The sequence below is a fragment of the Streptomyces sp. XY431 genome, assembly GCF_001279805.1.
Taxonomy (GTDB): Bacteria; Actinomycetota; Actinomycetes; order Streptomycetales; family Streptomycetaceae; genus Kitasatospora; species Kitasatospora purpeofusca.
In genome coordinates this window covers 53,690-67,136 of sequence record NZ_LGDO01000093.1, presented here as the reverse complement: position 1 = coordinate 67,136, position 13,447 = coordinate 53,690, and the positions used below count along the sequence as shown (strand labels likewise).

At 70.7% G+C, this 13,447-nt stretch carries 12 protein-coding genes, 1 tRNA gene and 1 other RNA gene; 3 read left to right on the top strand and 11 right to left on the bottom strand.

Features of this window, described 5'->3' with window-relative positions:
• Nucleotides 1-166: 166 nt before the first annotated feature.
• From ADK60_RS12820 to ffs, 7 genes are all read right to left on the bottom strand, one after another.
• On the bottom strand, nt 167-1,279 hold the full coding sequence (locus ADK60_RS12820; RefSeq protein WP_045941963.1) for an aspartate-semialdehyde dehydrogenase: 1,113 nt from the start codon (nt 1,277-1,279) through the stop codon (nt 167-169).
• Entirely contained in the window at nt 1,276-2,556 is a 1,281-nt protein-coding gene (locus ADK60_RS12815; RefSeq protein WP_045941964.1) for an aspartate kinase, read from the bottom strand. Before ADK60_RS12815 ends, ADK60_RS12820 begins: the two co-directional genes overlap by 4 nt.
• Nucleotides 2,557-2,921: 365 nt before the next feature.
• Nucleotides 2,922-3,650, bottom strand: a complete 729-nt coding sequence (locus ADK60_RS12810; protein ID WP_234326101.1) for a DUF5063 domain-containing protein — start codon at nt 3,648-3,650, stop codon at nt 2,922-2,924.
• Nucleotides 3,643-4,242: a recombination mediator RecR gene (gene recR / locus ADK60_RS12805; RefSeq protein WP_030392621.1), complete on the bottom strand. Its 600-nt coding sequence runs from the start codon at nt 4,240-4,242 to the stop codon at nt 3,643-3,645. Before recR ends, ADK60_RS12810 begins: the two co-directional genes overlap by 8 nt.
• A gap of 270 nt (nt 4,243-4,512) precedes the next feature.
• Nucleotides 4,513-4,851, bottom strand: a complete 339-nt coding sequence (locus ADK60_RS12800) for a YbaB/EbfC family nucleoid-associated protein (protein WP_078879765.1) — start codon at nt 4,849-4,851, stop codon at nt 4,513-4,515.
• A gap of 58 nt (nt 4,852-4,909) precedes the next feature.
• Nucleotides 4,910-7,111 carry a DNA polymerase III subunit gamma and tau gene (locus tag ADK60_RS12795; RefSeq protein WP_053645725.1) on the bottom strand — a complete coding sequence of 734 codons (2,202 nt, stop codon included), beginning with the start codon at nt 7,109-7,111 and terminating at the stop codon, nt 4,910-4,912.
• Between the two features lie 77 nt (nt 7,112-7,188).
• Nucleotides 7,189-7,279, bottom strand: an RNA gene (gene ffs, locus ADK60_RS41150) — signal recognition particle sRNA small type.
• Between the two features lie 133 nt (nt 7,280-7,412).
• Here ffs and ADK60_RS12790 point away from each other — a divergent pair.
• Nucleotides 7,413-7,497, top strand: a tRNA-Ser gene (locus ADK60_RS12790).
• A 58-nt stretch (nt 7,498-7,555) separates the two neighbouring features.
• On the opposite strand, the gene ADK60_RS12785 is transcribed toward ADK60_RS12790, so the two are convergent.
• Nucleotides 7,556-7,756 carry a hypothetical protein gene (locus ADK60_RS12785; protein WP_053645724.1) on the bottom strand — a complete coding sequence of 67 codons (201 nt, stop codon included), beginning with the start codon at nt 7,754-7,756 and terminating at the stop codon, nt 7,556-7,558.
• Entirely contained in the window at nt 7,749-9,848 is a 2,100-nt protein-coding gene (locus ADK60_RS12780) for a type I restriction-modification system subunit M/S (RefSeq protein ID WP_159400411.1), read from the bottom strand. Before ADK60_RS12780 ends, ADK60_RS12785 begins: the two co-directional genes overlap by 8 nt.
• A 757-nt stretch (nt 9,849-10,605) precedes the next feature.
• On the opposite strand from ADK60_RS12780, the gene ADK60_RS12775 reads away from it, so the two are divergent.
• Complete coding sequence (locus tag ADK60_RS12775; protein WP_053645720.1) at nt 10,606-11,067, top strand: hypothetical protein; 462 nt, start codon at nt 10,606-10,608, stop codon at nt 11,065-11,067.
• Between the two features lie 319 nt (nt 11,068-11,386).
• On the top strand, nt 11,387-11,599 hold the full coding sequence (locus ADK60_RS46445) for a response regulator transcription factor (RefSeq protein ID WP_502687420.1): 213 nt from the start codon (nt 11,387-11,389) through the stop codon (nt 11,597-11,599).
• Between the two features lie 210 nt (nt 11,600-11,809).
• On the opposite strand, the gene ADK60_RS12765 is transcribed toward ADK60_RS46445, so the two are convergent.
• Nucleotides 11,810-12,649 (bottom strand): NmrA family NAD(P)-binding protein, encoded by an 840-nt coding sequence (locus ADK60_RS12765; protein ID WP_053645718.1) that lies wholly within the window; start codon nt 12,647-12,649, stop codon nt 11,810-11,812.
• 92 nt (nt 12,650-12,741) lie between these two features.
• Nucleotides 12,742-13,215 (bottom strand): CBS domain-containing protein, encoded by a 474-nt coding sequence (locus tag ADK60_RS12760; RefSeq protein WP_159400410.1) that lies wholly within the window; start codon nt 13,213-13,215, stop codon nt 12,742-12,744.
• Nucleotides 13,216-13,447: the final 232 nt, after the last annotated feature.

The window sequence follows — 13,447 nt, the reverse complement described above, 5'->3', positions numbered from 1 at the left end:
CCACCATCACGTTCGCCACGCCCGTTTGACACTCGATCCCCTGTCATGGTTGCCCGGCCCGGCGCATATTCTCGCGCATGGGCCGAACGCCCCTCCAGGGAATTCGGCGAGGATTCGTCAAGCAGTCCGCGAACAAACCGCGCAGACTCCGGGCGGACGGGCGGACTCAGCCCGTTCCGACACCGTCCGCGCCCGTCCCGGCACCCTCGGCTTCGGCCGCCGAGGCCCGGTCGGCGATCTCGCCCGCCACCAGTTCGGCGATCTGAAGGGCGTTCAGTGCCGCACCCCGGCGCAGGTTGTCGCCGCAGAGGAAGAGGTCCAGTGCGTTCGGGTCGTCCAGGGCGCGCCGCAGCCGGCCGACCCAGACCGGGTCCGTTCCCACCGCGTCGTTCGGCGTCGGGAACTCGCCCGCCGCCGGGTCGTCGTACAGCAGCACCCCGGGGGCGTCGCGGAGGATCTCGTGGGCGTGCTCCTGGGTGACCTCGCGCTCGAACACCGCGTGCACGGCGAGCGCGTGGGTGCGCACCACCGGGATCCGCACACAGGTCGCCGAGACCTTGAGCCCGGGCAGGCCGAGGATCTTGCGGGACTCGTCGCGCACCGTGCGCTCCTCCGACGACCAGCCGCCGTCGGTCAGCACACCGGCCCAGGGCACCGCGTTGAGCGCGAGCGGGGCGGCGAACGGTCCGTGGTCGGCGATCACCGCCCGCAGGTCGCCGGTCTGTTCGCCGACCTCGGTGCCGGCCACCTGGGCGAGCTGAGCGCGCAGCGTGTCCGTACCGTCCCGGCCGAGCCCGGAGGCGGCCTGGTAGGAGGCGACCACCAGCGACTCCAGGGCGTACTCGGCGTGCAGGGCACCGATCACCGCGATCATGGTCAGCGTGGTGGAGTCCGGGCTCGCCACGATCCCGCGCGAGCGCATCCGGACGGCGGCCGCGTTGACCTCGGGCACCACCAGCGGAACGGCGTCGTCCAGCCGGAACGCGCCGGAGTTGTCGACCACCACGACGCCCTTGGCGGCCGCGATCGGCGCCCAGCGGGCGGCGATCTCCTCGGGGACGTCGAACAGCGCGACGTCCACCCCGTCGAAGAGCTCCTCGGAGAGCGGGAGGACCTCGACGGACTCCCCGCGCACGACCGCCTTGCGGCCGACCGAACGCGGGGAGGCGGCGAGACGGATCTCGCCCCAGATGTCCTGGCGGAGGGAGAGCAGGCCGAGGAGCACCTCGCCGACCGCGCCGGTGGCGCCGACGACGGCGAGGTTCGGCCGCCGGGTCATCGCCCGGTGCCCCCGTAGACCACGGCCTCGTCCGTCTCACTGTCCAGCCCGAAGGCGGAGTGGACGGCCTGCACGGCCGCGTTGACGTCGTCGGCGCGGGTGACCACCGAGATCCGGATCTCCGAGGTGGAGATCAGCTCGATGTTGACCCCGGCCGCGGAGAGCGCCTCGAAGAAGGTCGCCGTGACGCCCGGGTTGGACCGCATGCCCGCGCCGACCAGCGAGATCTTGCCGATCGCGTCGTCGTAGCGGAGCGACTCGTAGCCGATGCCCTCCCGGACCCGGTCGAGTGCGTCGATGGCCTTCTGGCCCTCGGACTTCGGCAGGGTGAAGGAGATGTCGGTCAGACCGGTCGACGCCGCCGAGACGTTCTGCACGACCATGTCGATGTTGACCTCGGCGTCGGCGATGGCGCGGAAGATGCGCGCCGCCTCGCCCGGCTTGTCGGGGACGCCGACGACCGTGACCTTGGCCTCGGACGTGTCATGGGCGACTCCGGAGATGATGGCCTGCTCCATCTCGCCCCCTTCGGGCTGGTGCGGGTTGTCGTTGCTGACGATCGTCCCGGGAAGACCCGAGAACGACGAGCGTACGTGAATCGGGATGTTGTAGCGGCGCGCGTACTCCACACAGCGGTCGAGCAGCACCTTGGAACCGGACGAGGCCAGCTCCAGCATGTCCTCGTAGGCGATCCAGTCGATCTTGCGGGCCTTCTTCACCACGCGCGGGTCGGCGGTGAACACGCCGTCCACGTCGGTGTAGATCTCGCAGACCTCGGCCTTGAGGGCGGCGGCGAGGGCGACGGCGGTGGTGTCCGAGCCGCCCCGGCCGAGCGTGGTGATGTCCTTGCTCGACTGCGAGACGCCCTGGAAGCCGGCCACGATCGCGATGTTGCCCTCGTCCAGGGCGGTGCGGATGCGGCCCGGCGTCACATCGATGATGCGCGCCTTGTTGTGGACGGAGTCGGTGATGACGCCGGCCTGGCTTCCTGTGAACGACTGCGCCTCGTGGCCCAGGGATTTGATCGCCATGGCCAGCAGCGCCATGGAGATGCGCTCTCCAGCGGTCAGCAGCATGTCGAACTCGCGGCCGGCGGGGAGAGGTGACACCTGCTCCGCGAGTTCGATGAGCTCGTCCGTCGTGTCGCCCATCGCGGACACCACGACGACGACCTCATGGCCGGCCTTCTTGGCGTCAACGATTCGACGGGCCACGCGCTTGATGCCCTCGGCATCCGCAACGGATGAGCCGCCGTACTTCTGCACGACAAGGCCCACGTGCGCTCCTCGACTTGTGTCGTTTCCGGGGGCGCTCGGCCCCCGCACCCCCGGGTGGCGGGGGCTGTGCGGTCGGCGCCAGTCTACCGAGCGGGGGTGTCCCGACCTCCGCTTTCCATATGATGAGACACACGTTTCGGCAGGTGAGCGGGGGTGCGGATGCCGCCACCGGCAGGTCTGCGGGCGGGCGTCCGCCGTTCCGGAGAATCGGCGGACGAAGGGACGGCCGCCCCGGGGTTTTCCGTCCGGTGGCCGGGGGTGAGGTTTCCGTCACACTCCCGCCGCCGGGGCCCCGGGCGGCCTGCGTCCCTGTGCGCCTGCGCCCTTGCCCGCCTCCGGTGGTCCTGGTGGTCCTGGTGGGGGCCCTAGTGACCCAGGCCGAGCTCGGCCGCCATCAGGTCACCGGCCTGCTGCTCCAGCTGCTCGTCGGTGAGCCCGTCGTTGTCGGTGTCCGCCCCGTCCGGCGCCGCCCCGATCGGGCTGTCCAGCCGGACGTGCGCGATCAGCGACTGCAGCGCCCGCAGGACGGCCGTGCAGGTGGTGCCCCAGTTGGACAGGTACGAGAACTGCCACCACCAGAGCGCCTCGCTGACCCGGCCCTCGCGGTAGTGGGTGAGCCCGTGCTGCAGCTCGCTCACCACCCCGGCCAGGTCGTCCGAGATCCGGAACGCGCTCGGCTTCTCCGGCGGCCCGTACGGGTCGAAGACCTCGTGGTAGACGTCGATCGGCGCGAGCAGCACGGCCAGCCGCTCCCGCAGCTGCTCGCCGTCCGGCTCCGGACCGGCGTCGGGCTCGAACCGGTCCTCGGGGACGACGTCCTCGATGGCGCCCAGCCGGCCGCCGGCCAGCAGCAGCTGCGAGACCTCCAGCAGGAGGAGGGAGACGGCGCTGCCGGGCTCGTCGCCCTTGGCGACCTCGGTCACCGAGAGCACGAAGCTCTCCACCGAGTCCGCGATCTGCACCGCGAAGTCGTCCGGCTCCGAGCCGTGGGCGTGCGTGTGCGGAGGGCGGGGCACCTGCGCGGTGTCCCGCTCCTCCTCCGGCCCGGCCTGATGGGGCGCGTGGGGCTGCTGGTTGATCGTCCGGTCAGACATCGAGCAGTCGTCTCCCTTCGAAGGCGCGACCGAGTGTGACCTCGTCCGCGTACTCCAGATCCCCGCCGACGGGCAGGCCGCTCGCCAGGCGGGTCACCTTCAGGCCCATCGGCTTGCAGAGCCGGGCCAGGTAGGTGGCGGTCGCCTCCCCCTCCAGATTGGGGTCGGTGGCCAGGATCAGCTCGGTGACGGTGCCGTCCGCGAGGCGTGCCAGCAGCTCGCGGATCCGCAGATCGTCCGGGCCGACGCCCTCGATCGGGCTGATCGCGCCGCCCAGCACGTGGTAGCGGCCGCGGAACTCCCGGGTGCGCTCGATGGCGACGACGTCCTTGGGTTCCTCGACCACGCAGATGACCGCGAGGTCGCGGCGCGGGTCCAGGCAGACCCGGCACTGCTCGGCCTCCGCGACATTGCCGCAGACGGCGCAGAACCGGACCTTGTCCTTGACCTCCAGCAGCGCGTGCGCCAGCCGGCGGACGTCGACCGGGTCGGCCTGCAGGACGTGGAAGGCGATCCGCTGCGCGCTCTTGGGCCCGACGCCGGGCAGCCTGCCCAGTTCGTCGATCAGGTCCTGAACCACGCCCTCGTACAACGTCGCGCCTTCCCTCGGGTTGGACCGGTGGCACCCGCGCGGGGTGCTCCGGTGCCATCATCCAACGAATCGGACGCCGGGCGCATCGCCCGACGCCCGACTCCCGCATTAATCACACAGGTCCGTTGTCCGAACTCCGGACCCGAGCGTCCGACCCGTACGCTCCGGTGGCCCGGCCCGTACCCGCTGTCACGGCCGGGCCGTCACCGTCGGGCGGTCACCGTCGGAACGTCACCGGCAGCTCGGAACGTCACCGGCGGAACGTCACCGTCAGAACGGCAGACCCGGGATCCCGCCGCCGAGGCCCTGGGTCAGCGGGCCCATCCGCTCGGCCTGCATCTTCTGCGCGGCCTGGTTGGCGTCCCGGACGGCCGCCAGGACGAGGTCGGCCAGCGTCTCGGTGTCCTCCGGGTCGACGGCGGCCGGGGCGATGGTCAGCGCCACCAGCTCACCGGAACCGGTCACCGTCGCCTCGACCAGGCCGCCGCCCGCCGAACCGCTCACCTTGGCCTCGGCCAGCTCCTGCTGCGCCTGGGCGAGGTCCTGCTGCATCTTCTGCGCCTGCTTGAGCAGCGCCTGCATGTTGGGCTGGCCACCACCGGGAAACACGGCTCACTCCTTGCGTTCGGTCCGCTCCTACTACGTCCTCGACGAGCCTACGTGCTGCTCAGTTGCCACCGTGCCGGATCTCCTCCAGCACCGTGGCACCCAGCTCGCGGATGATCAGCTCCTGGCCGGAGAACACGTCCTCGTTCAGATCGGGGTCGTCCTCCTCCGGCACGTCGTCCTCCGGGGCCACCCCCTGCGCCGGGTACGCCGGGGACGGCGGCGGCGATGCCTGGACGGGCGGCGGCACCGGCGCGGCCGGCGCCGGGTTCGGCGCGGCGGCCGGGCGGGGCGCCGGAGCGGGCGCGACCGCGGGAGCCGGCGCGGCGGGCGCCATCTGGGGCGCGGGCGCGACCGGACGCGCCGGTGGGGCACCCCAGCCGCCCCCGCCGCCACCACTGCCACTCGGGGTGGCGACCCCACCGGAGCCGCCGCCGGGGCCGGCCGTGCCACCGGACGGGTCGACGATGCACTCGATCCGCCAGTCCACGCCGAGCGCGTCCGCCAGCGCGGCCCGCAGCACGTCGTCGCTGTTGCTGCTCACGAAACTGTCGCGGGCACCCGCGTTGATGAACGAGACCTGGAGCACGCTGCCGTCGAATCCGGCCACCTGGCCGTTCTGGCTGAGCAGGATCCAGGTGAACCGGCGCCGGTTCTTCACCGCCTCCAGGATCTGCGGCCACAGCTGCCGGACCTGGCCCGCGCCCTGCTGCGCCGCCGCCGACGGCTGCCCGCCGGGCGCCGGAGCGGGGGCAGGAGCCGGGGCGGGGGCGGGTACGGCCGGAGCGGGCTGTGCGGGAGCAGGCTGCGCCGGGGCGGGCGCGGCCACGGGGGCCGGGGCCTCCGCCGCGGGCGCCTCCCCGGCGGGCGGGAAGCTCCGCTTGATCGGCCACGCCCCGGGCGCCGGCCCGGCCGGCTGCGCGGGAGCGGGGGCAGGAGCGGGTGCGGGCATCGGCTGCACCGGCGCCGGCGGCGCTACCTGCGGCACCTCGGACACTGCCGGCACCACCGTCGGCGCCTGCACCGTCTGAGCCATCGGCACCGTCGGCGCCGCCGCCATCGGCGCCGTCAGCACCGGACCGCCGGCCACGGCGAACCCACCGCTCGCGGCACGCCGCTCCAGCTTGTCCAGCCGCGCCTGCAACGACAGCTCGTCGCTGTACGCGCCCGGCAGCATCACCCGGGCACAGATCAGCTCCAGCTGGAGCCGGGGCGCCGCATTGCCACGCATCTCCGTCAGCCCGGTGTTGACGAGGTCCGCCGCCCGGCTCAGCTCCGCCGCCCCGAACGCGTCCGCCTGGGCCTGCATCACCGCGATCCGGTCGGCCGGGGCGTCGATCAGCCCCTTCTCCCCCGCGTCCGGCACTGTGGCGAGGATCACCAGGTCACGCAGCCGCTCCAGCAGGTCCGCGACGAACCGGCGCGGGTCGTGACCGCCCTCGACCACCCGGTCGATGACCTGGAACACCGTCGCCCCGTCGTGCGCGGCGAACGCGTCCACCACCTCGTCCAGCAGCGCCGAGTCCGTGTACCCGAGCAGCGAAGTGGCCATCCCGTACGTCACACCGCCCTCGGCGGCGCCGGCCAGCAGCTGGTCCATCACGGACATCGAGTCACGCACGGAGCCCGCGCCCGACCGCACCACCAGCGGGAACACGGAGTCCTCGACCTGGATCCCCTCCCGGCCGCACACCTCCGCCAGGTAGTCGCGCAGCGTGCCGGGCGGCACCAGCCGGAACGGGTAGTGGTGGGTCCGGGACCGGATCGTCCCGATCACCTTCTCCGGCTCGGTGGTGGCGAAGATGAACTTCAGGTGCTCCGGCGGTTCCTCCACCACCTTCAGCAGCGCGTTGAAGCCGGCCGAGGTCACCATGTGCGCCTCGTCCAGGATGAAGATCTTGTACCGGCTGTGCACCGGCGCGAAGAACGCCCGCTCCCGGAGGTCGCGCGCGTCGTCCACACCACCGTGCGAGGCCGCGTCGATCTCGATCACGTCGATCGACCCGGGCCCGCCCGTGGCAAGGTCCGTGCAGGACTGGCACTCACCGCACGGCGTGGGCGTCGGCCCCTGCTCACAGTTCAGACAGCGGGCCAGGATGCGGGCACTCGTCGTCTTGCCGCAGCCGCGCGGGCCGCTGAACAAGTACGCGTGATTGACCCTGTTGTTGCGCAGGGCCTGCTGGAGCGGAGCGGTCACGTGATCCTGCCCGATGACCTCCGCGAAGGTCTCCGGGCGGTAGCGGCGGTACAGGGCTAGGGACACACCCCCGACGATATCGGGACGGACCGACAAACGCGTCGCCCCTCGACCCCCCACGCCCCACCGACCCCCGGGAACGCAAAGACCCCTCGTGCACCCACCAGAGCCCTCCTACCCTTGCTGCCTTCCGGCCCTGGGGGAGTTCAGAGAGATAGCGCCACACGAGGGGCTGGCCCCAACACTACCGGATCCCGGGCCCACCCCTCCACCACCACCCCGTCCCACCATCCGCAGGCCACCCCCACCCCCTACCTGCGAGATACGTGGTCGCGACCACCCCTGAACATGTACTAAGCTCTCCCACGGAGGATTCGCCTAGAGGCCTAGGGCGCACGCTTGGAAAGCGTGTTGGGGGCAACCCCTCACGAGTTCGAATCTCGTATCCTCCGCCGGCAGAAGGCCCGGACCGCTCAGCGGTCCGGGCCTTCGTCGTTTCCGGTGTCCGGTTCAACCGCTCACGGCGGCGGAGAGGACCGCGAGGCAGAGCAGCATGCAGCTGGCGAAGGCCGCGCCAGCGGTGATGACAGCACTGTGCCGATCCGTGCCGGCGCTCCGCTTCAGCATGAAGGCCAGCAAGGCGATGATCACGGAGGCAAGCGCGGAGACAAGCAGCCACGGAACTCGCGTGACGACGGGCAGGCTACTCATCTTCGGCTTCCTCTTCTGTGGTGCGGTCGATGTAAGGGACGAGTCCGGCATCGGGCTGGTGGGCGGTCGGCATCGCCGCGATGTCCATCAGGAGCGTTGAGAGCTCGCCCCTGGCGGCATCGGCTGCGGCAGCCACCTGCTCGTGGGCTGCGACCTGGTCGTCGAGCACACGCAGAAGCTCTCCGATGCGGTGCTGCTCCTCGTACGGCGGCAGCGATACCGGGAGCTGCCTCATCGCGCTGGTCTTGATCGAGTCAACGGTCGACATCGCCGCCCGGTCCTTGATCCACGCCTGGGTTCCCGGAAGGGAGAGGTATGCCAGAACGAAACGCGGGTCCACGCCGGGCTCGAAGCCGTGCAGCCGAAGGAGATTTCCGTTGTAGAGGCTGCCGGCGCCCTCCGCTCCCACCAGTGCCACGGGTCCGACCGTCCCGGTACGCGTGCAAAGGATGTCGCCCTCGCTCAACAGGAACCGTTCGAGCTGCTGCGCGTCGCGTGCCGAGATCCTGGTGTCCTCGCTGCCGTGGATCCGCCGGTTTCGCAGGTGCTTGGGCAGCACCACACGAACAGGGCCGTCCTCGGAGTACATCCCGGGGTTCAGCAAGGAGGGTGACGGCCCGGGCTGCACCTTGCACAGATCCTGCAGGAGCACGTTCCGTCGACCACCCGCACTGGGTTCCGGACTGCGGCCGGGCGCTGCCCGCTCCCAGCACCGCCGCGCTTCCTCGTCCAGGGATCCCGCCAGATCCAAGGCATCGTCGAGTTTCCGACGGGCGGATTCCACCTGCGCGGGTGTCGCCGCTACGTACGCACCGAGGCTGACGTAGTCGACAGGGCTCAGCGAGTAACCACGCTCCTCGATCTCCTCCACGGAGACCGATCGACCGAGCGCACGCGCTTCGTCGGGCATCGGGTTCCCGTCACGCAGCGATCGGTGGATCTGCCCCAGGAGCCGTACATCATCGGTGCTCAGCTCTCGGCGGGTCCGAGTGACCAACTCACCCAACTCGCGGGCATTGATGAAGTGCACCTCGGTACGCTGCGACGGTGCCGACAGGAACCAGATGCAGGCCGACACCGCGGTACCGGTGAAGAGATGCGGGGGAAGGGCGAGGATGCCGTCGACGACCCCGTCCTCGACCAAGGCCTGCCGGATCGCACGCTCCCTCGGCTGGTCGGATACGGCAGCGTTGTCCGCCATGATCACCGCAGCTCGTCCGCCGGGCCCGAGGGTGGAGAGGATGTGCTGGATCCAGGCGAAGTTGGCGTTGGACGGCGGCGGGGGCCCATATCGCCAGCCTCCGGCCGCCATCCGGCCCGATTCGGCGTTGAACGGCGGATTGGCCAGAACCAGGTCCACCGGTTCCCGCCGTCGCTCCGCCGGCTCGGGCCATGGTGCGATGTCATGGGTGCCCACCCGTGGCGTCACACCGTGGAGCATCAAGTTCATCGCGGTCAGGCGCAGCGTCGCCTCGTCCGGCTTTCCGGCCGTCACTGCCGACACCGAACCATCGCCGCTGGCCGCCACCATGGCCGACAGCAGTTCACCGCCACGCGGATAGGGATCGTGGATCCGGCCCGACACACCCTCCGGGGCAACCAGCTCGCTCAGCAGGGCCACCACCGTTCTAGGTGTGAAGGCGCTACGACTGTCCATACGCATGATGTCGGCATGCGCATCGAGCAGATCCCGGAAGGCATCCCGGTCCAGTCCAGCCACCGAGGCCATCAACTGCGGTACTCCAGCAGCGGGTAGGGGCTCAAGACCCTGCAGCGCAAACCGCATGGCCGGCGCCACCCCACAGCCCTTCAGCAAGCGATCGGTTCGCTCCCCCACCTCGCTGAGGAAGACCTTGGGTGTCAGCGCCAGGTGTGCGTCGGCCCGGTCCTCCAGGGCCGCCCAGTCCTTGTGTGCTCCCCACCTCAGAAAGATCAGGCACATCGGCAAGGGCAGATAGGCCGTCAGCGACGGCGCGCCCCACATTTCCACCATCTGAGGCTTCAGCAACTCCGCCAGAACCCGCCGGGACCGCGACCGCTGCTGCTCGGCACCCGGTGAAGGCACGGCGAACCCAGCGGCCTGTCCAGCCACGGGAACTCCCTCGGACTGCCCGGACAAGGCTCGGACCCTGTCACCGTAGGTAACCCCTGAGGGCTCCTCCTCCCTCCGTGCCGACTTGGGCACAGACCGGGCGTCAAGCCATCGCACGATGTCAGCGAGCCGGAACAGTCGCTTGTGGCCGACCCTCAGCTCCTGCGGAAAGTCCGGATAGCGGTTCTGCCAGTTCGTGACCGCAGAGGCCCCGACACCGGCCAGCTCTGCGATCTTGGCTCGGGAGACGAGTCTCCCGTCACTACTCTTGTCACTCAACGCAGTCACTCTCCCCGTCATCGGTCGGCTGCCCTGTGGAGCAAAGCTAGATGACCGACCATTAGGTCACCAAATGCGCACTGAAGTGCGCAAGACTCCCCACTGCAGCAGCCTGCAAGGGAAACACAGGCCACCGATCAGAAGAGTGAGGATGAGCTGCATCTTTATGGACTTGCCACGAACGCACCCCTGCGGTCGACCGACACAAGAAGCAAGCCGTGAACTTCACACTTGCAGGGAGGGCGCGCTGCGAGAAGCCTTCGGGAGTCCTCCGGAAGTCAACATCCCCGAAGGTTGCGAGAAGCGTCGACACTCTCCGTAATTCCGACTGGAGAGCGGAGGCATCGCCCCGGCGTCCACCCCCGTTCAATGCGACCCCACGCAGGACCTCCAGCCCGATCGGCCGCCCTGGGCTCCGGCCTCCGGGACGCAGTCCTTTCCATTGACTTCGGAACGTGTTCCGAAGTAGCATGGCCGCATGTCCACTCTCACCGTGTCGTTCTCCGATCTCTCGAAGAACTCGAAGCGTGTCGCGGACACCGTCGAGCAAGCACAGCGCGTCCACGTCACTCGTCGTGACGGCGAGGACCTGTACCTGACCACCGAACGTCACGACCGCGAGCGCGAGGAGACCGCTGACGTCACCGCGCGGCTTTTCGCGGCCCTGATCACCAGCGACGAGGGTGCTCGCGCGGTCCTCCTCGCCCTCCCCGAGGTCTTCCCGTGGACCCGGCACTTGTCGGCCGAGGAGGCGCGCGAGTTCGTCGTCGACCTCATGAACGCCACCCGCGACGTGGTGGAACTGGACGTCCACGCCAATCTTCACCGCGTGATCGTCGAGTGGCGGGCCACCGCCAGGATCCTGGCTGACCCCACGCTGAGCGCCCAGCTCACCGGGCCGCTCACCGGCGATGACCACGGCGAGGTACCCGTCCCGTGAGCCCCAAGCGCGGAGACGACGTCCCGCCACCACCGGTCGGTGACGAGTGGCGGCTGCGATTCGCCACCAACGAAGCTGCCAAGGGGTGGGGCGACCTCTGCACGGAGGCGCCGGGGAACACTCGTCGTTGTTTCGAAGCCCTCCGCAATGCCCCCTGTCCACGCGTGGCCCCGATCGACAGCACCGGCTCCGAGGGCGCCTGGCGACGCGCGTTCTCGGCGGGGACGAGCTACCGCAGTGGGAGTACGAGGAGTTCGCCCACCGCCCGGGCCCGGTTCGCGGCACGGGCCCGGGTCACGGCCCGGCCGTGCTTGCGGGGGTGACAGAGCGGGAGCACCAAGTCCTGGAGCTGATCGCGAGGGGCCTGTCGAACCACGAGATCACGGCGCGTCTGCACCTCAGCATGGGCACCGTGAAGACCCACATCGGCCGCCTCCTCACCAAGCTGGCCGCCCGCGACCGTGCCCAACTGGTGATCGCGGCCTACGAGTCGGGAGTCGTGTCGGCCTCCGACGGTGGCCTGGTGCCCTGAGTCCCCGACGGTCGGGGAGGACCGCGGCACCGGGTCGACCAGCACGCCTGCAACCGCCACCGAACGGCCGGACGGACAGTTGGGAAGCATGTGGGGGGCAACCCCTCACGAGTTCGAATCCCGTATCCCCCGCCTCCGCCGGCCATGGCAGCACGAAGGCCCCGGCCGGGTTCCGGTCGGGGCCTTCCGCGTTTCGTCGGGGCGGGTTGGTCAGCGGAAGGACGCCAGGTTGTCCGTGACCCACTGGGTGTAGGGGCGGGCCGGGTGGCCGGTCAGGGACTCGACGGTGTCGTTCACCGGGGCCGGCTTGCCGGCCGTGTCGGCCATCAGGTCCAGCAGGGCGGCCACGAAGTCGGCGTCCATGAACTGGCTGAGCTGCTGTCGCACGGCCGGCGCGGGCACCTCCTCGAAGCGCAGCGCGCGGCCGAGGGCCCGGCCGAGCGTCTCGACCTGTTCGGTCTGGGTGAGCGACTGCGGGCCGGTCAGCTCGTAGACCCGGCCGAAGTGCTCGGGGCTGCCGAGGACGGCGGCGGCCGCGTCGGCGACGTCGCGCTCGTGCACCACCGAGGCGGCGGCCGCGGCGTGCGGGCCGCGGAGGACGTCGCCGCCCTGCAACTGCATCGCCCAGGCAAGCGAGTTGATCGCCGGGAAGAACAACCGCAGGAAGGTCCGGTCGATGCCCGTCGCCGTGATCTCCTGCTCCACCCGCGCGTGGTAGGCGGCGATCACATCGGGCTGCGGGTCCGCGCCGTCGACGACGGCGCCCGAGGACAGGAACACGATCTGCCGCACCCCCGCCTGCCGCACCCGGCCGAGCAGCGGCCGGACGTCCATGCCGTAGGGCAGCACCAGGAACAGCTCGGTGACGCCGTCCAGCGCGGCGTCGAGCGTCTCCGGCCGGGCCAGGTCCCCGCGCACCACCTCCACGCCCTCGGGCAGTCCGGCCTTCTCGGGGGTCCGCGACAGGGCCCGGACCTTCCGCCCGGCGCCCGCCAGCGCCTCCACCGTCTGCCGCCCGAAGTGCGCGGTCGCGCCGATCACAAGAATCATGGCGGATCCCTCCCCATCACCGTTCCGGTCACTGCCTTCGGGAGAGACAGTAGGGGCCGTCTAGGACGGATTCCGTCCTAGATGCAGCCCACTCACAGGGTCGGCGCGGTGGCGAGGGGAACGGTGGCGAGGGGACCGGTGGTGAGGGGACCGGTGGCGAGGAGGCCGGTGGCGCGGTCCGCGGTGAGGACGCCGAGGATGTAGCCGTCCTCGTCGACGACGGGCCAGACCGCCAGGTGCTTGATCCGCATCGCGATCGCGGCCAGCGCCAGGCCCATCGTCGGCCAGGCGAACGGGCCGCGCTGGTGGGTGGTCGCGCTGATCGCGGTGCGCTCGGTGTACCAGGAGCGGGCCAGGAAGGGGTGGAGCCCGATGCGGGTGACCAGCCCCTCGCACCGGCCGTCGTGGCCGCGGACGAGTAGGTACTCGATATCGGCGCTGTGGAGGATGTCGTTGGCCTGGTCGACGGTGCTGTCGTCGGCTATCTGGTAGTCGCAGAGGTCCATGGCGTCGGCGACCGTGAGGCCGTGGCCGGGCCGTTCCGACTGCGGGGCTTGGGTGGTCACGGTGATCACCGTTCCCGTCTCCGGTGGCCCGTCGAGGGGCCGCCGGATCGTCCTTCACCCAGAACGAAGCCGGCACATGTACCGGAATGCGTGATGCCCTGGATGTCTACGACCCTACTCCGGCGGCGGGCGGGCCGGGGCGGGGCGGGCGGGCCGGGGCGGCCGGAGCGGAGCGGACCGGCCGGAGGAAACGGCCGGAGCGGGCCGCCGCGGAGTACCGTTGGAGGACAGC

Bases quoted from the DNA above. Each gene is read 5' to 3' on its own strand.
- ADK60_RS12810 (WP_234326101.1), bottom strand. From the start codon at position 3,650: ATGTCTGACCGGACGATCAACCAGCAGCCCCACGCGCCCCATCAGGCC.
- ADK60_RS12785 (WP_053645724.1), bottom strand. From the start codon at position 7,756: ATGAGTAGCCTGCCCGTCGTCACGCGAGTTCCGTGGCTGCTTGTCTCC.
- ADK60_RS12765 (WP_053645718.1), bottom strand. From the start codon at position 12,649: ATGATTCTTGTGATCGGCGCGACCGCGCACTTCGGGCGGCAGACGGTG.
- ADK60_RS12820 (WP_045941963.1), bottom strand. From the start codon at position 1,279: ATGACCCGGCGGCCGAACCTCGCCGTCGTCGGCGCCACCGGCGCGGTC.
- ADK60_RS12775 (WP_053645720.1), top strand. From the start codon at position 10,606: ATGTCCACTCTCACCGTGTCGTTCTCCGATCTCTCGAAGAACTCGAAG.